The sequence below is a fragment of the Stenotrophomonas rhizophila genome, assembly GCF_000661955.1.
Taxonomy (GTDB): domain Bacteria; phylum Pseudomonadota; class Gammaproteobacteria; order Xanthomonadales; family Xanthomonadaceae; genus Stenotrophomonas; species Stenotrophomonas rhizophila.
Genome location: NZ_CP007597.1, coordinates 4,183,535 through 4,205,629, shown reverse-complemented (window position 1 = coordinate 4,205,629; position 22,095 = coordinate 4,183,535). Strand labels below are relative to the sequence as shown.

The 22,095-nt window shown below is 68.3% G+C and carries 20 protein-coding genes; 5 read left to right on the top strand and 15 right to left on the bottom strand.

Features of this window, described 5'->3' with window-relative positions:
- Window positions 1-33: 33 nt before the first annotated feature.
- The 5 genes from DX03_RS18440 to DX03_RS18420 all read right to left on the bottom strand — a co-directional run bounded on the left by DX03_RS18440 (window position 34) and on the right by DX03_RS18420 (window position 7,954).
- Window positions 34-2,856 carry a TonB-dependent receptor plug domain-containing protein gene (locus DX03_RS18440; RefSeq protein ID WP_038691049.1) on the bottom strand — a complete coding sequence of 941 codons (2,823 nt, stop codon included), beginning with the start codon at window positions 2,854-2,856 and terminating at the stop codon, window positions 34-36.
- 458 nt (window positions 2,857-3,314) lie between these two features.
- Window positions 3,315-4,625, bottom strand: coding sequence for an ABC transporter permease (locus DX03_RS18435; RefSeq protein ID WP_038691048.1), 1,311 nt, complete (start codon window positions 4,623-4,625; stop codon window positions 3,315-3,317).
- Window positions 4,626-4,635: 10 nt separating this feature from the next.
- A complete protein-coding gene (locus tag DX03_RS18430; protein WP_038691047.1) occupies window positions 4,636-5,796 on the bottom strand; it encodes an ABC transporter permease in 1,161 nt (386 codons plus the stop codon).
- Between the two features lie 14 nt (window positions 5,797-5,810).
- The gene (locus tag DX03_RS18425) at window positions 5,811-6,500 is read right to left on the bottom strand and encodes an ABC transporter ATP-binding protein (RefSeq protein WP_038691046.1); all 690 of its coding nucleotides are present in this window, start codon (window positions 6,498-6,500) and stop codon (window positions 5,811-5,813) included.
- A gap of 218 nt (window positions 6,501-6,718) precedes the next feature.
- A complete protein-coding gene (locus DX03_RS18420) occupies window positions 6,719-7,954 on the bottom strand; it encodes an efflux RND transporter periplasmic adaptor subunit (protein WP_038691045.1) in 1,236 nt (411 codons plus the stop codon).
- Between the two features lie 203 nt (window positions 7,955-8,157).
- On the opposite strand from DX03_RS18420, the gene DX03_RS18415 reads away from it, so the two are divergent.
- From DX03_RS18415 to DX03_RS18395, 5 genes are read left to right on the top strand one after another with little or no spacing between them, the layout of a single operon-like run.
- On the top strand, window positions 8,158-9,057 hold the full coding sequence (locus DX03_RS18415; protein ID WP_038691044.1) for an ABC transporter ATP-binding protein: 900 nt from the start codon (window positions 8,158-8,160) through the stop codon (window positions 9,055-9,057).
- Window positions 9,054-9,821, top strand: a complete 768-nt coding sequence (locus DX03_RS18410; RefSeq protein WP_038691043.1) for an ABC transporter permease — start codon at window positions 9,054-9,056, stop codon at window positions 9,819-9,821. The genes DX03_RS18415 and DX03_RS18410 overlap by 4 nt, the downstream gene beginning before the upstream one ends.
- 18 nt (window positions 9,822-9,839) lie before the next feature.
- Window positions 9,840-11,078 carry a sensor histidine kinase gene (locus DX03_RS18405; RefSeq protein ID WP_038691042.1) on the top strand — a complete coding sequence of 413 codons (1,239 nt, stop codon included), beginning with the start codon at window positions 9,840-9,842 and terminating at the stop codon, window positions 11,076-11,078.
- Window positions 11,075-11,677: a response regulator transcription factor gene (locus DX03_RS18400; RefSeq protein ID WP_038691041.1), complete on the top strand. Its 603-nt coding sequence runs from the start codon at window positions 11,075-11,077 to the stop codon at window positions 11,675-11,677. Before DX03_RS18405 ends, DX03_RS18400 begins: the two co-directional genes overlap by 4 nt.
- Window positions 11,678-11,721: 44 nt before the next feature.
- Entirely contained in the window at window positions 11,722-12,687 is a 966-nt protein-coding gene (locus DX03_RS18395) for a hypothetical protein (protein WP_051598923.1), read from the top strand.
- A 242-nt stretch (window positions 12,688-12,929) separates the two neighbouring features.
- Here DX03_RS18395 and DX03_RS18390 read toward each other — a convergent pair whose 3' ends face one another.
- From DX03_RS18390 to DX03_RS18345, 10 genes are all read right to left on the bottom strand, one after another.
- On the bottom strand, window positions 12,930-13,499 hold the full coding sequence (locus tag DX03_RS18390; protein ID WP_051598922.1) for a cytochrome b: 570 nt from the start codon (window positions 13,497-13,499) through the stop codon (window positions 12,930-12,932).
- Window positions 13,496-14,608 (bottom strand): catalase family peroxidase, encoded by a 1,113-nt coding sequence (locus DX03_RS18385; RefSeq protein WP_038691040.1) that lies wholly within the window; start codon window positions 14,606-14,608, stop codon window positions 13,496-13,498. Before DX03_RS18385 ends, DX03_RS18390 begins: the two co-directional genes overlap by 4 nt.
- Before the next feature lie 352 nt (window positions 14,609-14,960).
- The gene (locus DX03_RS18380) at window positions 14,961-16,328 is read right to left on the bottom strand and encodes a leucyl aminopeptidase family protein (RefSeq protein WP_038691039.1); all 1,368 of its coding nucleotides are present in this window, start codon (window positions 16,326-16,328) and stop codon (window positions 14,961-14,963) included.
- A gap of 23 nt (window positions 16,329-16,351) precedes the next feature.
- A complete protein-coding gene (locus DX03_RS18375; RefSeq protein WP_038691038.1) occupies window positions 16,352-17,062 on the bottom strand; it encodes an HAD family hydrolase in 711 nt (236 codons plus the stop codon).
- Between the two features lie 66 nt (window positions 17,063-17,128).
- Window positions 17,129-17,605 (bottom strand): hypothetical protein, encoded by a 477-nt coding sequence (locus tag DX03_RS18370; protein WP_038692621.1) that lies wholly within the window; start codon window positions 17,603-17,605, stop codon window positions 17,129-17,131.
- An 84-nt stretch (window positions 17,606-17,689) separates the two neighbouring features.
- Entirely contained in the window at window positions 17,690-18,781 is a 1,092-nt protein-coding gene (locus DX03_RS18365; RefSeq protein WP_038691037.1) for an AI-2E family transporter, read from the bottom strand.
- A 192-nt stretch (window positions 18,782-18,973) separates the two neighbouring features.
- Entirely contained in the window at window positions 18,974-19,438 is a 465-nt protein-coding gene (locus DX03_RS18360) for a hypothetical protein (protein WP_038691036.1), read from the bottom strand.
- Complete coding sequence (locus DX03_RS18355) at window positions 19,435-19,935, bottom strand: phage holin family protein (protein WP_038691035.1); 501 nt, start codon at window positions 19,933-19,935, stop codon at window positions 19,435-19,437. Before DX03_RS18355 ends, DX03_RS18360 begins: the two co-directional genes overlap by 4 nt.
- A 6-nt stretch (window positions 19,936-19,941) precedes the next feature.
- Complete coding sequence (locus tag DX03_RS18350) at window positions 19,942-20,307, bottom strand: hypothetical protein (protein WP_019185548.1); 366 nt, start codon at window positions 20,305-20,307, stop codon at window positions 19,942-19,944.
- 112 nt (window positions 20,308-20,419) lie between these two features.
- Window positions 20,420-21,847 carry a Do family serine endopeptidase gene (locus DX03_RS18345; RefSeq protein ID WP_038691034.1) on the bottom strand — a complete coding sequence of 476 codons (1,428 nt, stop codon included), beginning with the start codon at window positions 21,845-21,847 and terminating at the stop codon, window positions 20,420-20,422.
- Window positions 21,848-22,095: the final 248 nt, after the last annotated feature.

Here is a 22,095-nt window from a genome sequence, read left to right as displayed (position 1 = left end):
CCATTCAACGGCTTGGAGAGAGTAAGCCGTGGATCAGAAACGCTGCTGGTACTTCATGTACATGTAACGGCCGATGTCGAAGCCACCGTAGTAGGTGAAGCTGCTGTTCGGCTGGCTGTACATGATCGGACCCTGGTGGTCGAACACGTTGTTCATGCCCATCGAGATGGTGCCGTTCCACGGCAGGATGTAACGCATCTGGATGTCATGGAAGGTGTTCGAACCCACCTTGTTGATGCCCTGGTTGCCGGTGTACGGCGAGCTGAAGTCCGGGTTGCTGCACTCGGTGGCGAATGCGCAGTTTTCCTGCATGCCCGAGTAGTAACGTGCCGTCCAGCCCAGGCCAAGATTGCCGTACTGCCAATCCAGATTCAGGTTCGAGCGCACGCGGAAGTTGCCTTCCCAGCCCGTGTACTGGCGCACCGGCGTGGTGTCGACGTTGTCGTTCTTGCGTTCCAGGTAATCCACATACGTGGTGTTCCAGGTGATCGCGAACTTGCCGATCGCCATTTCCGGCAGGCGGTAGCGCACCGAAATGTCATAGCCGGCCGTTTCCTGGTAGCCGGCGTTGAGCAGGGTGCGGTCCAGGCTGCTGACCTGACCGATGGTCTTCCCCGACTTGCTGCGGGTGAAGCGGCTGCAGGCTGCGTCCACGCCCTGCACGTAGCACTGGTTGAGCATGTCCGTGGCCGACTCACCGACGATCACGTCGTTGATGCGGATCTTCCACCAGTCCAGGCTCAGGTCCAGGCCCGACACGAACTCCGGGCTGTACACCAGGCCCACGGTCCAGGTCTTGGCCGTTTCCGGCTTCAGATCGGCGTTGGAGCCGGAGGTGAAGTCGGTGCCACCCTGCTGGCCCGGTACCGTGGCGGCATTGCCGTCGGCGGCGAGCTGGTGGAAGTTGGCCGGAACGCCCTTGGCCAGGCAGCGTGCCAGCACCTGCGGGTTGTTGGCCGCAGCGCCGAAGGTCATGTCGCACGGGTCGGTGTACGAATCACGCGTGGTGACCGTGCCGCCGTACAGATCTTCCACCGTCGGTGCGCGGAAGCCGGTGCCGTAGGTGGCGCGCACCAGCAGGCTGTCGATCGGCTTCCACTTCAGGCCGAACTTGGTGTTGGTGGTCGAACCGAAGTTGCTGTAGTCCGAGTAACGGGCGGCCATGTCCAGCGACAGCTCGCGCGCGAAGGCCATGTCGGCCAGCAGCGGCACCTGCAGTTCCAGGTAGGCTTCGTTGAGCGAGTAGTCGCCACGGGTCGGCTGGCCGGAGGTGCCGGCAATCTGGCCCTTCTGCACCATCATGTCCGGGTCGTAGCTGGATTCTTCGCTGCGGTGCTCGAAGCCCATGGCGCCCATGATGTCACCGGCCGACAGGCTGAACAGCGAGCCGGAGATGTTCGCGCTGGCCACCTTGGTGGTGCTCTGCATCTTGTCGGTGAAGCGGGTGAACAGGAAGTCCTGCACGTCCTGGTTGCCCAGTGCGCCCGGGCCGGTGTAGCCCATCGGCGCCAGCGGGTTCCACGGCGTGCAACCGGCGATCACGTTGCCGACGCTGCCGCAATGGGCCACGCCGTTGGCATCCAGGAACGACGGACCGACCGACTGGTTGACGTTCGGCTGGTACATGCTGCCCGTACCGATGCGCTCGCCTTCGTTGCGGTTGTACATGTAGCTCACGTTCCAGTCCCAGTACCGCGAACCGGTTTCGAAGCTGCCTTCCACGCCCACGCTGGCGCGCTTGGTGGTGAGGTTGTTTTCGGTGGCGCGCGGCAGTTCTTCGGTGCGGTGCGCGAACGCCACGTCACGGCCGAACGGGTTGAACGCGCTGTCCTTGGACAGCAGCGCACGCGAGCCGGTGCTCTGGTACGGGTAGCCGGCCAGCTGCTTGGTCGACTCACGCTCGGTGTACAGCGCGTCGGCCACCAGGCGCAGGTTGTCGTTGATGGCAAAGCCACCGTTGGCAAACACCGACTTGCGCTGCAGGCCGGTGAGCAGGCTCATGTTGCTCTTGGTGTTGGCATCGTTGGCCTTGTTGGCCGGCACGAAGTTGCCCAGCTGGGTCGGGTCGCCGCCCGGGCCCACGCTCAGGTTCTTGCCGTCGACAGTGGCATAGCCCCACGGGGTGACGCCGCTCAGGCCGTCAGTCGGGTGGCGCGGGCCGTTCGGGTAGGCGGTGAACTCACGCGCGCTGCCCAGCACTGCATCTTCGTCGGAGTACTCGCCGCCAACGGTGACCCAGCCACGGTCGAAGGTCTTGCCGAAGGTGGCGCTGTAGCCGGTCTTCTGGCCGTCGCCTTCGCTGTACTGGCCGACGTAGGCGTTCACTTCCGCGCCGTCGAAGTTCTTGCGGGTGATGATGTTGACCACGCCGGCGATGGCGTCCGAGCCGTACAGCGCCGAGGCGCCGTCGGTCAGCACTTCCACGCGGTCCACGATCGAGGACGGGATCGAGGCAAGATCGGAATAACCGGCGGCGGAAACGCCCATGCGGCGGCCGTCGATCAGCACCAGGCTGCGTTCCGGGCCCAGGTTGCGCAGGCTGACGTACATGCCGCCGAAATCGCGGCCCGACTCCAGCGAGTTGGCGCGGCTCATCGCCGGCGCACCGGCCGCGGTTACGTCCTGCAGGATGTCGGCGACGTTGACGTAGCCCTTCTTCTCAATCTCGGCGCGGTTCAGCGCGACGACCGGCTGGGCGCTCTCGACGCTGGCCTGGCGGATGCGCGAGCCGGTGATTTCAATGCGGTCCAGATTGGTGGTGCCGTCAGTGGCGGTCTGGGCGAAGGCAGGGGCACTGCAGCTGGCAACAAGCGCGATGGCAATCGCGTTGCGCAGCGGGTGGGTCTTCAAATACATCCGTGCGATATCTCTTTTCAGGAAAAACAAGCGCCCTTGCGGGCGACGTGGGGAACAACATCACGACGCGGGGGGCGGGAGTCTAATGACTTTTCAAAATTTTTACTTTCACTTGAAAGCATAAAAACAGCCAAAAATGAACGATGGCTGACAAATTCGCGGGTTGGCGAACTATCTTTTTCCAATGCGCGCCGTCGTGTGTGCAGTGCATCGCACTGATGCAGGCAGAGGCACCGATAACGGCGATGCACCCTGCAACTTGAGTGCCGGCAGACGCGCACAACGACAAGCGTTCAGCATCCGCCACCCGGTAGAGCCACCCCATGGGTGGCTACGCAAAAAACCGGTAGAGCCACCCCACGGGTGGCTACGCAAAAAAAACCGCACCCTTGCGGATGCGGTTCGTGGCCTGCTATCGCGTGTGCGCAAACGCGCGCGCGGGTGCCTCTATTGCGGTGTCAGGTCTCGCGCAGTGCCGTGGTGATCGGCAGGCGTGCTGCACGCAGGGCCGGGAACAGCCCACCCACCAGCCCGATGCCCAGCGCCCACTTCAGCCCCGTCCACAACAGCTGCGGGGACACCTGGAACTGGAACACCACCTGGCTGAAGTTGTTGCCCAGCGTGGACACGGTGTAGTTGTTGAACACCAGCCAGGCCACCAGCCCGCCGAGCAGGCCGCCAAGCAGCGCCAGCAGCATGGTTTCCAGCATCACCGCCGTCACCACCGGCAGGCCACGGAACCCGATCGCGCGCATGGTGGCGATCTCCCGCGCGCGCGTGGCCACGGCCGCGTACATCGTGTTGAGGGCGCCGAACACCGCGCCGATGGCCATGATCGTGCCGATCACCGTGCCCAGGATGCTGATCAGCTTGCTCAATCCGCCGGACTGCTTGCTGTAGTACGCGCGGCTGGTTTCCACGTCCAGCTTCAGCCGCGGGTCGGCCTCCATCGCTGCCTTGAAGCGCGCAAATCCGGCCGTGCCGTCGGTGCGCACATTGACCGACTGGTAGGCACTGCGGTTGTAGGTGGTGGACAGGGTCTGGGTGTCGGCCCACAGCTCGGACTCGTGCACGTCGTTGGAGGCGAACACGCCCACCACGGTCCAGTCCTGCTTGCCCAGCTGCAGGGTCTTGCCTACCTCCAGGCCCTCGAACTGCGCCTTGGCCCCCTTGCCCACCACGATCTCGCGCAGGCCGGGCTTGAAGCGGCGGCCTTCAATGATGCGGATCGTCTTGCGCACCTCCCACGCCTTGTCGCCGACCCCGCGGAACTGCACGTTGGTGTCGCTGTGGTCGCTGCGCGAGAGCAGGCTGATCACCTGCGACAGCTCGGCCGACACCAGCGGCTTGCCATCGGTGCCACGGGCCACGCCGGGCAGGCTCTGGATCAGCGGCAGCTGGTCGCGCATGATCACCGAGTTGGTCTCGGCCTGCGAACCACCGCGCAGCACGATGGCCACGTCGTCGCTGCCGCTGCGGTTGAGCGTGGCCTTGAAGCCGTCGCCCATCGCCAGCATCGCCACCAGCACGCCGACCACGCCGGCAATGCCGACCACGATCACCGACGAGGCACCCCAGCGCTGCGGCAGGCTGGCAATGCCGATGCGTGCGGCCGCCAGCGACAACCGACCGCTGCGGGTCAGCAGCAGCCAGGCCGCCACGGCCACCGCGATGGCCAGTACCGCCGGCCACGGCAGCACGATCCAGACCACCAGGGCCACCGCCAGCAGCAGCACGGTCAACACGTTCCACATCCAGTGCGTCTTCATGGTGGGCTCCTCAGCGTCCGGCCAGTGCGTCGACGATCTTCAACCGCTGCGCGCGCAATGCCGGCAGCAGGCCCACTACCACCCCGATCACCGCCATCAGGCCCAGCGCCATGGCCCAGGTCTGCGCAGGCACGCCCGGCAGGCTGATCATGCCCTGGCTATTGGCGCTGATGGCCGGCATCAGGATCGCGGCCAGGCCCATGCCGATCAGCCCGCCCAGCACGATCAACAGCACCGACTCCACCATCACCAGCACCAGCACGGTGCCGTCCTTGAAGCCCAGTGTCTTGAGGATGGCCAGTTCCGGGATGCGCTCGCGTACCGCCTGCGCCATGGTGTTGCCGGTCAGCAGTACCAGGGTGAAGAACACCGCGGCCATGATGCCGGTGACGATCAGGCCGATGTCGGCGAACTGCTTGGCGAACGCCTGCGAGAACGCCGCTTCGGTCTGCGACTTGGTTTCGCGGTCGGAATTGAGCGACAGCGCATCGATCGCCTGGGCCACGCGCGAGGCATGCGCCGGGTTGTCCAGCTGCACGGTGTAGAAGCTGACCTGGTTCTTGATGTAATCGTTGGACTCGTCGAAGTAGCTCCAGTGCAGCAGCAACTGGTTCTCCGCGCCGGCGTTGTTGCGGTCCTTGGCCCGGTAGATGCCCACCAGTTCCAGCGGCCAGTCGTTGCTGCCCTTGCGCGGGAAGATGGTGGCCTGCATCGGGATGGTGTCGCCCAGCTTCCAGCCGAAGCGCTTGGCCAGGGTCTCGCCCACGATGGCGCCGGTACGGGTGTTCTTGAACGCCTCGGCCTGCGCCGGCGGCAGCTCGAACTCCGGGTACAGGTCCATGTAGTTGTCCGACACCGAGAAACTGGGGAAGAAGTTCTTCGGGTCCTGGTAGATGCCCCCGAACCACATCGCGTAGTTCACCTTGCGCACGCCCGGGGTGGCCTCGATGTCGCGCAGCAGGCGCAACGGCAGGCTCTGGGTGATCGACAGCTTGGAGGACACCACCAGCCGCTTGGCGCCTTCGATGGTCTCACCGCCGGAGTTGAACGCCACACGCACCGAATCGAGCATGCCAAACAGCAGGAACGCGGCCACCACCGACAGCAGGGTCAGCAGCGTACGTGTCTTGCTGCGGAACAGCTGGGCCCAGACCAGCGAGAAATACTTCATCGCGGCATCCTCCGTCAGTGGGCCGCTGGCGCGCTGGCCAGTTCGCCCTTGTCCAGGTGCACGGTGTGGGTGGCGTACTCGGCGGCCTTGGGGTCGTGGGTGACCATGATGATGGTCTTGCCGTGCTCGCGGTTGAGCTGCTGCAGCAGGCCCAGGATCTCCTCGGCCGACTGCCGGTCCAGGTCGCCGGTGGGCTCGTCGCAGATCAGGAAGGTGGGGTCGGACACGATTGCCCGCGCGATCGCCACGCGCTGCTGCTGACCGCCGGACAGCTCATTGGGGCGGTGGCTGCGGCGGTCGGCCAGGCCCACCAGGGTCAGCGCGATCTCGGCGTTGCGCTTGCGCTGGGCCGCGCCCAGGTGGGTAAGCAGCAGCGGCAGTTCCACGTTCTTCTGCGCGGTCAGCATCGGCATCAGGTTGTAGAACTGGAACACGAAGCCGACGTGGTGGCTGCGCCAGGTGGACAGCTGGCCGCCGCTCATGCGGTCGATGCGTTCGCCTTCGATCTCGATCTCACCGTCGCTGGGCGTGTCCAGCCCGCCGATCAGGTTGAGCAGGGTGGTCTTGCCCGAGCCGGACGGGCCCATCAACGCGACGAAATCGCCGCGCTGGATGTCCAGATCGATGCCGTGCAGCACCTGCACCTTCTCGGGGCCACGCTGGTAGGTCTTGGTGATGTTGCGGAGCGAAACCAGGGTCGACATGGACGGTTCTCCGTGGATCAAGGCGGATCGAAGACGCACCGGCATGCAGCAGCCGTGCCTGCCTGCGGCGGAATGAGGGCCGTGCCCGGGTGGGATGCGCGGTGGCAGACAGCGGCCAGCCTGCGCGCCTGCACGGCACGGGTAGCGCACGTTCGAGGCCGCGCGCGGGGGCGCGCGGGTCACACACTGGGTTGCGCCGCCTTGCGCGGCGGCGCCGCCTACTTACTGGCTTCCACGACCTTGCTGCCGTCCTTCAGCGCCTCGGGCGGGTCCAGCACCACCACCTCGCCCGCGCTCAGCCCCTGGCTGACCTGGCGGTCGGTGTTGAGCGTGGCGCCGGCGGTGACCGTGCGCTGTTCCACGCGCTGGTCGTCCTTCACCGCGAAGGCGACGGTCTTCTGTTCGCGTTCCACGAGCGCGGCCGCCGGCACGCGCACGCCCTTCGGGGCGGCCGCCTGCGCCGGTTGTGCGGCCTCGAGGAAGCTCACCCGCACGCCCATCTCCGGCACGATGCGCGGGTCTTTCACCTTCAGCGCCACGCGCACCTTGACCGTGGCCTTGCCGCGGTCGGCGGTGGGAATGATGGCGATCACCTCGGCTGGAATCTTCCAGTCCGGGTAGGCGTTGAGCGTGGCTTCGACCGGCATCTTCGGTTGCACGCGGCCAATGAACGACTCGCCCACCTCTACTTCGATCTCCAGCGACTCCATGTCCACGATGGTGCCGATACCGGTGCGGGTGAAGCCACCGCCGGCCGACAATGGCGACACGATCTCGCCCGGCTGCGCGGCCTTGGCGGTTACCACGCCGGAGAACGGTGCGCGCACGGTGTTGTTGTCCACGCCCAGGTCGGCGATGGCCAGGGCATCGTTGGCCACCGTGGTGTTGCGTTCGGCGGTACGCAGCTGCGCGCGCAGGCTGTCGCGCTGGGCGATGGCCAGGTCGTACTGCGAGCGCGACACCAGCTGCTGGCCCACCAGCGTCTGCAGGCGGCCAGCTTCGGAGTTGGCCTGCGCCACCTGCGCCTGCAGCCCGGCCAGCTGGCTGCGCGCGGCCTCCAGCTGCGAGGCCGACAGGCTGCGCTGGGCGTTGGCATCGATCGGGTCGAGCGTGGCCATCACCTGGCCTTCTTCCACCCGCATGCCTTCTTCGATCATCACCTCGCGCACCTTGCCGGTGATCTTGGCCGACACCGTGGCCATGCGCCGCGCCACCACGTAGCCGCTGGCATCGAGCACCGAACCGCTGGCGCCGCCCTGCTGGATGGCCACCACCGGCGCGGTGGTCACCTCGATCGGGCGTTGCCGGCCGAACAGGAACCAGCCGATGCCAACGAGCAGGAGCACGGCGACGATGGCCACCCCGATCCACAGCCCACGGCGGGGCGCGGACGGCGGCGGGGGCGCCTTGCGGTCGATGCGGAGTTCCTTGAGCAGTTCAGCGGATGCGTTCATCGTGAGTCTGGACGGGGAATCGGGCCGAGTGTGACCGCAACGGCGGTCGGGGACAAACCGGCACCGGGCCGGGAGGTGCACAGCATGCCCACCGGCCGGGCGCGACGGCAGTGACAGCTGTCACCTGCTTGCGCTGACGGTGGCCACTGGGACCGGGGCCGCCGCAGCGCGACGCTGTGCCGAACCCGCTACGGAGTGTCCCGATGTCCGTTTCCTGCCCGACTGCCTTGGCCACGCTGCGCGACGCGCAGGTGCATTACGGTGCTGTCGCCGCACTGCAGGGCGTGAGCTTCTCGCTGCAGCGCGGCGAAGTGCTGGCCCTGCTCGGCCGCAACGGCGCGGGCAAGAGCACCGCGATTTCGGTACTGCTGGGCCTGCGCGCCCTGGATGCTGGCCAGGCCGAGCTGCTGGGCGGCGACCCGCAACAGCGGGCCAGCCGGCGGGGCATCGGGGTGATGCTGCAGAGCACCGCCTTGCCGCCGGTGCTGCAGGTGGATGAACTGATTGCGCTGGCCAGCGCCTGCTACGACGACCCACGCCCTCTGGAAGAGTGCCTGGCACTGGCCGGGCTGGCCGATCTGGCACGGCGCCGTTACGGCCAGCTGTCCGGCGGCCAGCAGCGCCGCGTGCAGTTCGCCATCGCGCTGTGCGGGCGGCCGCAGCTGCTGTTCCTCGACGAGCCCACCACCGGCCTGGACATCCAGGCCCGGCAGGCGCTGTGGCAGGCGATCGGGCAGCTGGCCAGCGAAGGCTGCGGCGTGCTGCTGACCACCCACTATCTGGAAGAGGCCGAAGCACTGGCCCAGCGCGTGGTGGTGATCGAACAGGGACGGGTACTGGCCGACGGACCGTTGGCGCAGTTCCGCCAGCAACTGGCCCCGCGCCGGATCCGCTGCCGCAGCGCGCTGGATGCCGAGGTACTCAAAACCTGGCCCGGCGTGCGCGAGGTGCAGCGCGATGGGCTGCGCCTGCAGCTGCTGGCCGAACCGGCCGAGCCGGTGGTGGCGCGGCTGCTGGCCGAAGACCCGCAGCTGCAGGAGCTGGAGGTACACGGCGGCGGCCTGGCCGACGCCTTCGTCGAACTGACCCGGGAGGCCGCATGAATACCCTGACCACCGTACCGACCGCGCACCCGCGCGCCTCCAGCTGGCGGATCTACCGCGCCGAAGCGCTGTGCGAACTGCGCCGCGCCTGGCGCACGCCGGCCTTCGCGCTGCCTTCGCTGCTGTTTCCGGTGCTGTTCTATGCGCTGTTCGGGATACTGCTCGGTCGCGGTCACGCGCCGCAGTACCTGCTGGCCACCTACTGCGTGTTCGGCGCGATGGCACCGGCGCTGTTCGGCTTCGGCGTGCAGCTGGCGCTGGACCGCGAAGGCGGCCTGCTCACGCTGAAGCGCGCGCTGCCGTTGCCGCCGATGGCCCCGTTGCTGGCGCGGCTGCTGATGGCGGTGCTGTTCGCGCTGCTGGTGGCGCTGGTGCTGCTGGGGGTGGCCGCCCCGGCCGGGGTGGGCCTGGCGCCAGCGATGGTGCTGCGGCTGCTGGCCGTGGCCGGCTTCGCCGCGCTGCCGCTGGGCGCGATCGGGCTGTGGATCGGCAGCCATGTCAGTGCCAGTGCAGCCCCGGCGGTGGTCAACCTGGTGTACCTGCCGCTGGCGCTGCTGTCGGGGCTGTGGCTGCCGCTGTCGATCCTGCCGCCGGTGTTTTCCGCGCTGGCCCCGCTGTGGCCCACCTGGCACCTGGCCCAACTGGCGCTGCCGGCGGTGGGCATGCCGGCCCAGGGCAGCACGTGGGTGCACATCGCGGTGTTGCTGGCGGTCACCGGTGTGGCGCTGGGGCTGGCGCGGCGGCGCCTGCGCCGGGTTGGCTAAGCGGCGGACGAAACTGGCATGATCGCGCCTGACCGCCCCGCCCTGGAACCGACCGTGCCTTCGCGCTGGATCGCCTCGCTGCTGCGCCCCGCGCCGGATTCGTCGGTGGCCGACAACCTGCGCCGTGGCAAGCCGGCCTGGGCCGACGCGGTCCACCTGTTGTGGACCGGCTGGGTGTTCTTCACCCCCATCTTCGGCACGGGCTACACGCTGGAGTGGTTGTGGTTGACCCTGCTCACCTACCCGGTGTTCTTGGTCCTGTATGTGCGCCTGCTGCTGGCGCCCCGCCACCACGGGCCGCGTTATGCGCTGGCCATGGTGGCCATGGGCCTGGCGCTGCTGCCGTTCTATCCCTCGGGCATCAGCTACTTCATCTTCGGGTGCGTGATGCTGCGGGTGTGCCGCGACACCAGCATGCTGCGCTACATGCTGCAGCTGCTGGCGCTCAACGGCCTGTTCGTGGTGGTCGCCTTGTGGGTGGGCTACCCGTGGCAGCTGGTGGTGTGGATTCCCTCGATGGGCCTCATCCTCGGCATCGTCATCAACGTGGAACGGGCCAACAAGGACCGTGACGCGGCGCTGCAGCTGTCGCAGGAGGAAGTGCGCCGTCTGGCCGCCACCGCCGAACGCGAGCGCATCGGCCGTGACCTGCACGACCTGCTGGGGCACACGCTGTCGCTGATCACGCTGAAGCTGGAACTGTCGCGCAAGCTGGCCGACCGCGACCCGCAGGGCTCGCGCCGCGAAGTAACCGAGGCCGAAGCGATCGCGCGCCAGGCCTTGGCCGAAGTGCGCAGCGCGGTCACCGGCATCCGCGCCAGCGACCTGGCAGCCGAGCTGGCGTCGGCGCGGCTGTTGCTGGAATGCCAGCACGTGCACCTGCATTACGCGCCGCCGCCGCCGATGCCGCCGGATGTGGAGCGCGGGTTGTCGCTGGTGCTGCGCGAGGCGGCCACCAACATCGCCCGGCACGCGCAGGCACACCAGGCCTGGATACGCTTTGAACAGGAAGGGCGCAGCTTGCTGATGGAGATCCGCGATGATGGCCGTGGCGGCGTGCAGGCCGACGGCAACGGGCTGGGTGGCATGCGCGAACGGGTGACGGCATTGCGCGGCACGCTGGTGGTGCAGTCGGTGAAGGGCGAGGGCACCTGCGTCACGGTGCGCGTGCCGCTGCCAGCGGCAACCGCGGCGGTGGCCGCCTTGCCGGCCGACCTGCCGACGGCACCATCGCTGCCCGCGGGCGGGCCGGCATGATCCGCATCGTATTGGCCGAAGACCAGGCGATGGTGCGCGGCGCGCTGTCGGCCCTGCTGGGTCTGGAGCCGGACATCGAGGTGCTCGGCAGCGCCGCCGATGGCGAGGCAGCCTGGCGCATGCTGCAGCAGCTGCAGCCGGACATCCTGGTCACCGACATCGAAATGCCCGGTCTGTCCGGGCTGGAGCTGGCCCAGCGCATCGCGCGCCAGCAGTTGCCGATCAAGGTGGTGATCGTGACCACCTTCGCGCGCTCGGGCTTCCTGCGCCGCGCGCTGGATGCCGGGGTGTGCGGCTACCTGCTCAAGGACGCCCCGGCCGAACGCCTGGCCGATGCCCTGCGCCAGGTGCAGCGCGGCGGACGTGCGATCGACCCGCAGCTGGCGTTGGATGCCTGGTCGCAGGCCGACCCGCTCAACGACCGCGAACGCCAGGTGCTGCGCTTGTCTGGCGACGGGCGTTCGGCCAGCGAGATCGCCACCCAACTAGGCTTGTCGCACGGCACCGTGCGCAACTACCTGTCCGAATGCATCGGCAAACTGGGCGTGGCCAACCGCATCGAAGCGTATCGACTGGCGCGGCAGAAAGGCTGGCTGTAGGCGAGCGGGTATCCTGTGCGTTCCATGGACCGGATGCGCACCCGATGAAACACCACTTCGCCGATCTCATCGACCGTGCCAGCGGGGTGTGGACGATCACGCCGAACGCGCAGCGCTGGGCGTGCCATTACGAGGACGTGGCCGACGCGCCCGACGACGCCACCCGGCTCACGTTGACCCGCCACGACCGCAACTGGGTGCGCGTGCTGCAACTGGAAGCGCTGCGCGAACTGACCCTGCACGAACCCGACCAGGCCCAGCTGGCTGCCTTGGCGCAGCTGCCGCAGCTGACCGCGTTGCGGATCAGCCATGCGCGGCCGAAGACGCTGGCGATGCTGGAGGGCATGCACGGGCTGCGCGAACTGGTGCTGGAGTACGTCTCGGCGTTTTCCGATCTGTCGCCCGTGGGCCGCCTGCCGGCGCTGCAGGCGCTGCACATGGAGAACCTGCGGCGGGTGCACGATTTTTCCGGCCTGGCCGGCGCCACTGCATTGCGCGACCTGACCCTTCTGGGCACGCTGGACTGGAACCAGCCCGTGGACGATTTCGCCTTTCTTGCCGGCCTGCCGGCGCTGGAGCGACTGAATGTGTCGTGGTTCCGCGCGCCGAAGGTGTCGCCGGTGATGGGCGCGCTGCTGGCGCTGCCGCGCCTGGCCAAGCTGGAGATGGGCATGGCCAGCCTGCCGCTGGAAGAATTCGCGTGGATCGAGGCGAACCTACCGCACGTGGAAGGCGCGGTGCGGCCGGCCACCGTTCCCACCCACGGCCAGGACCACCAAATCGGCGCCCGCGATCCGCGCGCGAGCATGCCCCTGGCCGAGTTCTACCAGCACATCGACGTGTACGTGGGGCACCAGGGGAAGCGCTTCAGAAGCACCGGCTTCGACGCCATGCTGCTGGGCAAGGGCGAGCGCTACGCCACCGGCACGCCCGAGGCAGTGCTGGCCAAATGCACCCAGCACCGCCAGCGCTACCGCGCCCTCGTCGAAGCCCACCGCGCCGCCCGCTAGGCACCCACCGTGGGTGAGTGCAACGCGCGCAACGCCGATACCAATGGCCGTCCCGCCCAACCCGGTAGGCACCCACGGTTGGTGGGTGCAATGCGCGCGATGCCGATACCGACCGCCGTCCCGCCCAACCGGGTAGGCACCCACCGTTGGTGGGTGCAATGCAATCGCACCGGTAGTGCCGGCCGCTGGCCGGCTCCTCGCAACGCTGATCCGATGGCCATCTACCGACCAACGGTCGGTAGCTACCGGTGCTTGTCGGTGTCCAGACCGTCGGCGCGCCCCGGCCCCTTCGCCATCGCCTGGAACACCCCATCGCGGCGCACCCACAGGTGGAACAGCGCGGCCGACAGATGCACCACCACGGTAGCGAACAACGCATAGGCCAGCAGGCTGTGCGCATTGCGCAGCGCAGCGTACAGCGACGGATCATGCGGCACGATCGCCGGCAGGTTGAACCCGGACCACATCACGATCGGATACCCACCGGCCGACAACATCGACCAGCCCACCAGCGGCATCGCCAGCATCAGCCCGTACAGCACCCAGTGCGAGGCATGCGCGGCAGCGGCCTGCCAGGCCGGCAGGTCGGCCGGCAACGGCGGCGGCCGGTGGCGCAAGCGGTTGTACAGGCGCACCAGCACCAGCAGCAGGATCGCGATGCCCAGCGGCCGGTGCAGGTCCACCAGCATCGGCCGCCACTGCAGCGCGGCCACCATGCCCACGCCCACGAACAGCATGGTCAGGATCATCGCCGCCATCAGCCAGTGCAGCACCCGCGCGGTAAGGTTGAAGTGGCCGGTATCGCGGTTCATTTCGCACCTTCCTTGCCGGTGGCGGCGGCACCCTTGCCGCTGGCGATTTCGCGCTCGCGGCGGTTGAACGACTGCGAATACACCGCCGAGCGCGCCGCCAGGATCGGATCATCGGTGCCGGCGATGCCGCTGGGCAGAATCAGCGGGTCGTAGTTGAGGTCGCGGCACGCGCCCTCGGCCTGGGGCTGCATCGACACCAGGCTCAGCGTGCCCACCTTGACTTGGCGGCGCTGCGCCGGCCACACCTGCGACGGGTCATTGATCGGGTCGCCCGCTTCGGCCAGCGTCACCCACATGTCCCAGCGCACCGGTCCCTGCGCCAGCCGTTGCGCGAACTCGTCGGCCAGGTAGTCCAGCCCGGCCTGCGCGCGCTGCGCGGCAGTCATCTCCACGAAGGGGGCCTGGGGGCGCATGCTCCAGCGCACGAAGTGCTGGCTGCCATCGGCGGCGGTGAAGCGGAAGCTGTTGACCCCGTTGTAGTCGGTGTTGGCCCAGCTGTTGGACCACGGCGCGGTCTTGGCCCATTCTCCGAAGGCGCGCGCGCTGGGGTATTTGGCCTGCACCGCGGCCATCTTCGCCGGGTCCGGCTTGCCGGTGGCCGGGTCGGGAATGCCGGCGCGGGTCTGTTCCAGGAAGGCCTCGGCAGTGGGCACGGCGAAGAACGGGAAGCTGTTCATCGCGGTGCGCCATTCCTGGCCGTCATCGCTCACCAGCTGTAGCGCCATGCTGCGCACGCGCGCGTTGGCATCGGCACCGTGCGGATCGCCGCCGCCGATCGACAGGCGGCCCAGCACCGGCACCTGCGCCTGGCGGAACACGCGGGCCGAACTCAACGCGGCACCGTCCGGCGTGCCCTGGAAGCTGCCACTCACGCACACGCCCTTGCTGTGCGCGCGGCGGAAACCGGGGTGGGGCGGGCCGGTAGCTTCGATGCTGTCGGTGAAGGCCTGCGCGGTGGCGCGGTCACGACCGATCCAGCCGGCCAGCCAGGCAAACGCCAGGACCAGCAGGCCGGCAATCAGCGCGATCAGCGCGATCCACAGCAGCGGCGACGGGGGACGCGGGGCGCCCGGCTCCTGGCCGGCGCGGGTGTAACCAAAGAGCGACATGTCCGGAATCCTGCCTTCACGTGTGTGTGGGTGGGCGACAGGGGCATGGTGTCAGAAGGCAGCGCACGCCGATATTCACATTTTCGACAAGAGTTGGCCGGGGGGCAGTGCCGGGTTCCATCCGGCAGCCCGATCAGCCGGGCAGCCACGTAGTGCTGGGTTCTACCCGGCAGATCGATCGGCCAGGCAGCCACGTAGTGCCGGGTTCTACCCGGCAGATCGATCGGCCAGGCAGCGGGGCAGAGCCCCGCTCTACGATGTTCGGTCGGTCAGCCAGGCAGCGGGGCAGAGCCCCGCTCTACGATGTTTGGTCGGTCAGCCGGGCAGCGGGGCAGAGTCCCGCTCTACGGGGTCAGGCGTAGCGCGCCTTCAGCATTGCCCACGCCGAGCGCAGCGCCAGCGCTTCGCCACCGGCCGGGCGGCCCGGGCGTTCGCCGTCGTTCCAGGCGTATACGTCCAGGTGCGCCCAGACCTGGCCTTCGGCGATGAAACGCTCCAGGTACAGCGCGGCGGTGACCGAGCCGGCCATGCGCGAGCCGGCATTGGCCAGGTCGGCAATGCCGCTGTGCAGGTAACGCAGGTACGGGCGCCACAGCGGCATGCGCCAGACCGGGTCGCGGGTCCGCTCGCCGGCCTGCAGCCACTGCTGGGCCAGGGTGTCATCGTTGCTGAACAACGCCGGCAGGTCCGGGCCCAGCGCGATGCGTGCCGCGCCGGTGAGGGTGGCGAAGTCGAGCACGATCTGCGGCTGCTGTTCGCTGGCGTAGGTGAGTGCATCGCACAGCACCAGCCGGCCTTCGGCGTCGGTATTGTCGATTTCGATGCTCAGCCCCTTGCGGGTGGCGATCACTTCGCCCGGCCGGAACGCATCCGGGCCGATCGCATTTTCCACCGCGGCAATCAGCAGGGTCAGCTGCACCGGCAGCTGCTGGGCCATGATCAGCCCGGCCAGCGCCAGCGCATGCGCCGCGCCGCCCATGTCCTTCTTCATGTTGCGCATGCCGTCGGCCGGCTTGATGTCCAGGCCACCGGTGTCGAAGCACACGCCCTTGCCCACAAGCGCCACATGCGGCTGGCCGGCGGTGCCCCAACGCAGCGCGATCAGGCGCGGGGCACGGTGCGAGGCGCGGCCAACAGCGTGGATGGCCGGGAAATTCTGCGCCAGCAGCGCGTCACCGGTGATCACCTCGATCTGCGCACCATGTGCGTCGGCCAGCGCACGCGCGGCGTCTTCCAGCTGCTGCGGCCCCATGTCTTCAGTGGGGGTGTTGACCCAGTCGCGCACGCGCAGGCTGGCGGTCACCACGTCGCGCACTTCGGCCGACGGCGTGGCCAGCAGCTGCGCGGGGGCGCGGTTGGGCTTGCGGTACCGCGCGAAGCGATAGCTGCCCAGGCCCCAGCCCAGGTGCAGCAGGGTTTCAACATCCGCCGGCAGCGCATCGGCCACCTTCCACACGGTGCCTTCGGGCAGCGCGAACGGCGCATGCGCATACGCATAGGCATCGCCGGGATCACCCACGCCCACGATCGCACCGGCCAGGCCATGCTCGCCGGGCAGCAGCACCACGCTGCCACCGCTGCCGTTGAAATGCTGCGCATCGATCCAGGCAACCAGCGCCTCGCTCTGCTGCGCGCGCCAGGCGGCGAACTGCGTACGCTCCATCACGTGCAGCGGAAGGGCCTTGGCGGCCTCGGTGGTGAAACCGTTGATCTGGGTCATGCGGGAAAAGGCTCCGTTCGTGGTCAGGCGTGCTGTGCCGATGCGTTCGCATCGAGCCAGTCGGCCAGCCCGGTCAGGGTGTCGAACTGCAGGTCAGGCTGCAGCGAAGGGTGGTTCCAGACATGCGCTTCGCGGTTGATCCAGCAGCCGCGCAGGCCGGCCTGCATGGCGCCCACCACGTCCATCTCGGCGTGGTCGCCCACGTGCAGCACGTGGGTGGGGGCAACCCCAAGGCGGTCGCAGGCAGCGTGGAAAATGCTGGCCGCCGGCTTGGCCGCGCCGTGTTCGCGCGAGCCCAGCTGGAAGCTGAAATGGTGGGCCAGGCCGATCCGCTGCAGGTCGGCGTTGCCGTTGCTGAGCGCGGCCACCGGCACCTTCGCGGCGATGCGGGCCAGCGCGTCCAGTGCGTCCGGGTAGAACTCCACCTGGTTGCGCGCGGCGTAGAACGCCTCGTAGGCCGGCTCGAGCAGGGCCAGGTCGGCACCGCTTTTCTCCAGCGCTTCGTGCAGGGTCAACCGGCGCAGCGCGCTCAGGTCGTGGTGCAGCTGCGGGTTGTCGTGGAAGGAGCGCTCGCGCAGCTCCCGCATGGCCGCCACGGGGTACATCGCGGCGGTGGCGGGGCTGTGTTGCAGCATCCACTCAAACAGCACCTGGTCGATGCGCGCGCCGATGGGGGCGAACGGCCACAGGGTGTCGTCGAGGTCGAGGGTGATGGCTTGGACTGGGAAATTCACCCCGCCATTCTACGCCTGCGCGCGCGGGCTTTCATGGCGCGCGCAGGGACCGCCGGTGAAGATCCTTCAGCGCAGGTCGTAGGAACAGCCGATGGATGCCTGGCCATCCTGCTGCCGCACGTTAAGGTCGTGGCGCCCCACCTCAAGGGTGTAGTCACCGGCTACGTTGTCCCGGATCTTCGCCAGCGCGGCGATCTGCTCGACACTGGCAGTGCTGAAGTACGCGGTGTAGCTGTCGATGCCGTCCTCGCCATTGGCGCCGTCGTACAGGTGCAGGCGGTTCACCGGCTGGCCCAGCACCAGCAGCGGCGTGGTCAACGCATACTCACCGTCGGACAGGGCGCCGTAAGCCTGCAGCTCGGTGGGCTTGAGCACCTTGGCCAGGGCGGCGAACTGCGCAGGCGTCAGGTGGCGCTTGCAGGTGACCGCTTCCACCAGCTGGCGCCCGGCCACGTCGGCGCTGGGCAGGGGAGCGGCCAACGCCGGCGCAGCGAGGGTGACAAGGCCGGCGAGGGTGAGGCAACGGGTAACAAGGGAAGACATCAAGGCCGGGTCCATCCGAAAAAAGGGCGGTTATTCTGGCAGCATCATGAGTGTGCGGCCAGCCGAATCCTCGGCATTACATGCTCACTCGAGCAGCCGCGCCCAGCCGTGCATGCCGTCCAGCCGCGCCAGCACCAGCTTGACGCAGACCAGCAGCGGCACCGCCAGCAGCAGCCCGATCATGCCCCACAGCCAGCCGAACACCAGCAGCGACAGGATCAGGATCAACGGCGAGATCGCCATGCGCCGGCCCAGCACGATCGGCGTGACCACCTGGCCTTCAATGGTATGCAGGGCCAGGTAGCAGGCCGCCGGCAGCAGGGCCTTGAGCGGATCGCTGAACTCCACAAAGCCCATCAGCAGCATCAGCGCCACGCCGATCAGCGGTCCCACGTACGGTGCGAAGTTCAGCAGGGCCGCCACGGTGCCCCACAGCAGCGCTTCCTGCAGGCTGATCCCGAGCAGCAGCAACACGCCGGAGAACACCAGCCCGACCAGGGCGTTGATGACGGTGATGGTGAGGACGTAACGCGATACCTCGCGTTCGATCGAACGCAGGATGTCGGTGGTGAAGCGCTGTTGCTGGCGGCTGGGAAACAGCGCGATGGCATGCTTCTGCAGGTTCTGCCCATAGATCATGAAGAACAGCGTCAACAGCACCACCGCCAGCACCGACGCGGCCAGCCGTGGCGCGCGGGTCAGCACCTTGTAGGGGTCGTCCAGCTGGGTACGCACGATCTGCACGCGCCGGCTGCTCTCGCCCCCGGCGACGCGGGCGAAGTTCTCCGCGGCCTGGTTGGCCTGCTGCACCGGCTTGGTCAGGTCCTGCACCTGGCGAGCCACCTTGCGCAGCTGCTGCGGCGCTTCCTGCGCCCACTCCATGGCCGGCCCCACCAGCTGCACGCCCAGTGCGGCGGCACCACTCAGGCCCAGGCCCAGTACCAGCACCGCGCCCAGGAAGCGGGGAATCCAGAGCTTGCCCAGCAGGCGCAGGATCGGGTTGCAGACCAGCGCCAGGAACATCGCCAGCAGCACCGGCAGGATCACCTCCTGCGCGGCCCAGAGCGTGAACCCCACGGCCAGCGTGGCCAGCACCACCAGCGACATCGGCGCGCGCGGACGCGGCGGTGGGGGCGCGGTGACGGTGTCATCGAGGGAAACGGCAGGAACGCTCATGCGGGCGCCGGGCAGGAAAGGTGCGCCATTATTGGGCAAGCCGGGTGCGGGCGGCGTGTTGGTGGTGGGGTCACATGCACCCGCTCGTTGGCGGGACAAAACCAGGCCCACCGCGTGCGGGGCGCGCAATAAAAAACCCCGCCGCGGCGGCGGCAGGGCTTCAGGTGCAGTGCGCCGGTGGACCGGTGCGGCTCAGCGCTCGGAAAGATCCGTCGCCGCTTCAGCCGGCTGCGGCTGGCGCTGGTCATCGGCGTCAACACGCGGCGCTGCGGTGGCCGCGGCGCGTGGCGCGGGCGGCTGGCGCGGCACGCCACTGTCCACCGCATCGTCCACCTTGTCGGCGGCCTGCTCGGCGGTATCGGCCGCTTCACTGGCCTGCATCGACGCAAACGCGGCCTGGGTACTGGCCAACAGGTTGGACACCGAGCCGATCATCTGCAGCCAGCGCGCGCCCTGGACCTTCGCCCCGAGCCCGGTAGGCTCCAGTTTGCCGGCCAGGAAACCGCCGGCCAGGCCCACGGTGATGATGCGCAACGGCGTCCAACCGGCCCGCCATGCGCCGCTGAGGCTGAACCAGCTGCTGCGGGTTTTCTCCACCCGCACCGCCACCACCAGTTCGGCACGCTGTACACGTTGCCGCAAGGCTTCAAAATTCATCGCTTGGCCCCCGTCGTATCGACGTCGGCATCGGGATCTTCCTCGCTCGGTTCGTCATACAGCCCCAGCCGCGACAACTGCCGACGCGTGGCATGCATGCCGGTATGGCGGAAGAAGAACGATACCCGCCACATCGCATAGCCGGTCACGATCAGGCTGAGGATCGAGGTAATCAGCAGCGAGTGGAACCAGCTCATGCCCCAGCGCACCATCAGCGCGATCAGCGTACCGGCCAGCAACAGCCAGGCCGATGCACCGAACACGATCGCCACGCCACTCCACGCCAGCGCCCGCCCGAAGGCACTGCGCGCCAACGCGAAATCGGCCGAGGCCAACCGGCGCAGGGACCGCAGGGTGTGCTTGGCCGCCTCTACCGTGTCACGACCGGCAGCACCCACCTGGCGGATGCTCTCATCCAGGTGGGGCGCCTTCTCAGCGCCGTCCGGTGGCGGGGTATCCGCGCCACCGGTGGCGGTCGACTGGGCTTGATCGCTCACGCCGGATTACTTGTCGCCGCCGCTGCGGGCCAGCTTGGCGATGATCCAACCGGCGGCAAAGGCCACGCCGAAGGACGCCAGCGGACGCTCGCGGATGAGCTCGGCGGCGCTGTCCACCAGGTCCTTGCCCTTGTCCATCAGGGCATCCACCTGTTCCTTGGCGGCGGCACCACCGAACTCGGCGGCAGCCAGGCCCGACAGCGCGGTGTCGGACAGCTCGGCCTTGACGTTGGCCTTGCCGATACGCAGTTCGTCGCCAGCGGCACCGGTGGCGCCCTTGATCGCGCCGCCCGCGGCGGTGGCCGCCGACTTCAGGTGCGAACCGGCTTCGCCCAGGTGTTCCTTCAGGTTCTCGGTATTGGTGGGGCTCATCGTGACTCTCCGTTATGTGCGATGGGGAAGGTGACCGCAGCAGACCTGCGGTAACGAACACAAGGTAATAGCATCGGCGGGGTGTAAGGGGCGTTAGGGCTTGCTGACCCGTTCATCGCATCACCAGCACGCCCGGCGTGTTGCCGCGCACGATGCGCAGCACCAGCTGCGGCGGGCGCTGCTGGAAATTGGCCCGCCAGCTGGCCAGGTCGGCGAACTCGCCGGCCGTGGTTTCGGTGATCACATCGCCGGCGGCAAGGCCCGAGCTGGCCGCGCGGCTGCCGCGCTTGACCTCGCTGACCTGCACCCCGCTGATGCCAGCCTGACGCAGCGACTCGGGCAGGTCGACGAAGGTGGCACCGGCCAGGCGCGGGTCCAGCGTGTCGCCGCTGACCGCGCGCGCCTGTTCCTTCAGCGTGGCCTTGAGCTGCTGCGCCTTGCCGTCGCGGCGGATGTCCAGGGTGAGCGTGCTGCCCACCGGCGCCAGCCCTTCCATGTTGTGCAGCGCCTGCGCGCTGTCCACGCGCTGGCCGTTGGCCGACACCACCACATCGCCCGGACGCAGCCCGGCGGCGGCCGCGCCGGAGCCGGCCAGCACCCGCGTCACCAGCGCGCCGCGCGCTTCGTTCAAGCCCAGGCCCTGGGCGATCTGCTGGGTCAGGTTCTGCGCTTCCACGCCCAGCGTGCCGCGCACCACCACACCATGCTTGACCAGCTGGTCGACCACGTCGCGCGCCAGGTTGGACGGAATGGCCAGGCCCAGGCCGATGTTGCCGGCCATGCTGCCCTGCGGATTGAAGCTGGCGGTATTGATGCCCACCAGCTGGCCCTGCAGGTTGACCAGCGCACCGCCGGAGTTGCCCGGGTTGATCGACGCGTCGGTCTGGATGAAGTTCTGGTAGCCCAGCCCGCGGATGCCGCTGCGGCCCACCGCCGACACGATGCCGGAGGTGACGGTCTGGCTGAAACCGAACGGGTTGCCGATGGCCACCACGAAGTCGCCCACGCGCAGCTGGTCGCTGTTGCCCAGCGGCAGGGCGGTGAGCTTGTCGGCGGGAATGCGGATCAACGCGATGTCGGTGTCGCGGTCCGAGCCGATGAACTCGGCCTTGACCGTGCGCCCGTCGGCCAGCGTCACCTGCACGGCGTCGGCGTTGTCGATGACGTGGTGGTTGGTCAGCACCAGCCCGGCGCTGGCGTCGATGATGACGCCCGAGCCCAGCGATTCGTTGATGCGTTCCTGCGGCACTTCCGGGAACAGCCGGCGGAAGAACGGGTCGTTGAAGTACGGGTTGCGTACCCGCACCACCTGCTTGGTGTTGACGCTGACCACCGCGGGCATGGCCCGTTCCAGCATCGGCGCCAGCGACGGCACCGGCTGCCCGGCCACCGAGGCCGGCAATGCCGCCGTGGCCGGAATGACCAGCGACGCCGGCGCTGCTTCGGCACGGTTGTCCAGGTGCACGTTGATCGCCGAAGCGACAAAGCCACCGAAGGCGGCGGCAAGGGCGAGCGTGAGCAGGGTGGGGAGCGGTCGCATGGTCCGTCGGTTCCGTAACGAAGAGCGGCGTGGGAGGCAGAAGCCTCTATAAGGTAAAGCAAGCTGAATGAGTGTGGCTGCCTGCGCCTAAACCGCGAATGAAATCCGGCCCGCCGCGCGGCGGGCGACGCCCCCGCGCCATCCGCTTTGGTGTCGTTGAAGGCCGCCGTGCAGCGGTCGGCTGCGCGCCGGCGGCGGGGTCGGCCAAGCGCGCGATGCCGCCGTCGACCAACCATCGGTGGCACGCA

What these genes read in the sequence shown, in the direction of transcription:
- DX03_RS18440 (WP_038691049.1), bottom strand. Translation starts at nt 2,856, where the DNA reads ATGTATTTGAAGACCCACCCGCTGCGCAACGCGATTGCCATCGCGCTT.
- DX03_RS18435 (WP_038691048.1), bottom strand. Translation starts at nt 4,625, where the DNA reads ATGAAGACGCACTGGATGTGGAACGTGTTGACCGTGCTGCTGCTGGCG.
- DX03_RS18430 (WP_038691047.1), bottom strand. Translation starts at nt 5,796, where the DNA reads ATGAAGTATTTCTCGCTGGTCTGGGCCCAGCTGTTCCGCAGCAAGACA.
- DX03_RS18425 (WP_038691046.1), bottom strand. Translation starts at nt 6,500, where the DNA reads ATGTCGACCCTGGTTTCGCTCCGCAACATCACCAAGACCTACCAGCGT.
- DX03_RS18420 (WP_038691045.1), bottom strand. Translation starts at nt 7,954, where the DNA reads ATGAACGCATCCGCTGAACTGCTCAAGGAACTCCGCATCGACCGCAAG.
- DX03_RS18415 (WP_038691044.1), top strand. Translation starts at nt 8,158, where the DNA reads ATGTCCGTTTCCTGCCCGACTGCCTTGGCCACGCTGCGCGACGCGCAG.
- DX03_RS18410 (WP_038691043.1), top strand. Translation starts at nt 9,054, where the DNA reads ATGAATACCCTGACCACCGTACCGACCGCGCACCCGCGCGCCTCCAGC.
- DX03_RS18405 (WP_038691042.1), top strand. Translation starts at nt 9,840, where the DNA reads ATGATCGCGCCTGACCGCCCCGCCCTGGAACCGACCGTGCCTTCGCGC.
- DX03_RS18400 (WP_038691041.1), top strand. Translation starts at nt 11,075, where the DNA reads ATGATCCGCATCGTATTGGCCGAAGACCAGGCGATGGTGCGCGGCGCG.
- DX03_RS18395 (WP_051598923.1), top strand. Translation starts at nt 11,722, where the DNA reads ATGAAACACCACTTCGCCGATCTCATCGACCGTGCCAGCGGGGTGTGG.
- DX03_RS18390 (WP_051598922.1), bottom strand. Translation starts at nt 13,499, where the DNA reads ATGAACCGCGATACCGGCCACTTCAACCTTACCGCGCGGGTGCTGCAC.
- DX03_RS18385 (WP_038691040.1), bottom strand. Translation starts at nt 14,608, where the DNA reads ATGTCGCTCTTTGGTTACACCCGCGCCGGCCAGGAGCCGGGCGCCCCG.
- DX03_RS18380 (WP_038691039.1), bottom strand. Translation starts at nt 16,328, where the DNA reads ATGACCCAGATCAACGGTTTCACCACCGAGGCCGCCAAGGCCCTTCCG.
- DX03_RS18370 (WP_038692621.1), bottom strand. Translation starts at nt 17,605, where the DNA reads ATGTCTTCCCTTGTTACCCGTTGCCTCACCCTCGCCGGCCTTGTCACC.
- DX03_RS18365 (WP_038691037.1), bottom strand. Translation starts at nt 18,781, where the DNA reads ATGAGCGTTCCTGCCGTTTCCCTCGATGACACCGTCACCGCGCCCCCA.
- DX03_RS18360 (WP_038691036.1), bottom strand. Translation starts at nt 19,438, where the DNA reads ATGAATTTTGAAGCCTTGCGGCAACGTGTACAGCGTGCCGAACTGGTG.
- DX03_RS18350 (WP_019185548.1), bottom strand. Translation starts at nt 20,307, where the DNA reads ATGAGCCCCACCAATACCGAGAACCTGAAGGAACACCTGGGCGAAGCC.
- DX03_RS18345 (WP_038691034.1), bottom strand. Translation starts at nt 21,847, where the DNA reads ATGCGACCGCTCCCCACCCTGCTCACGCTCGCCCTTGCCGCCGCCTTC.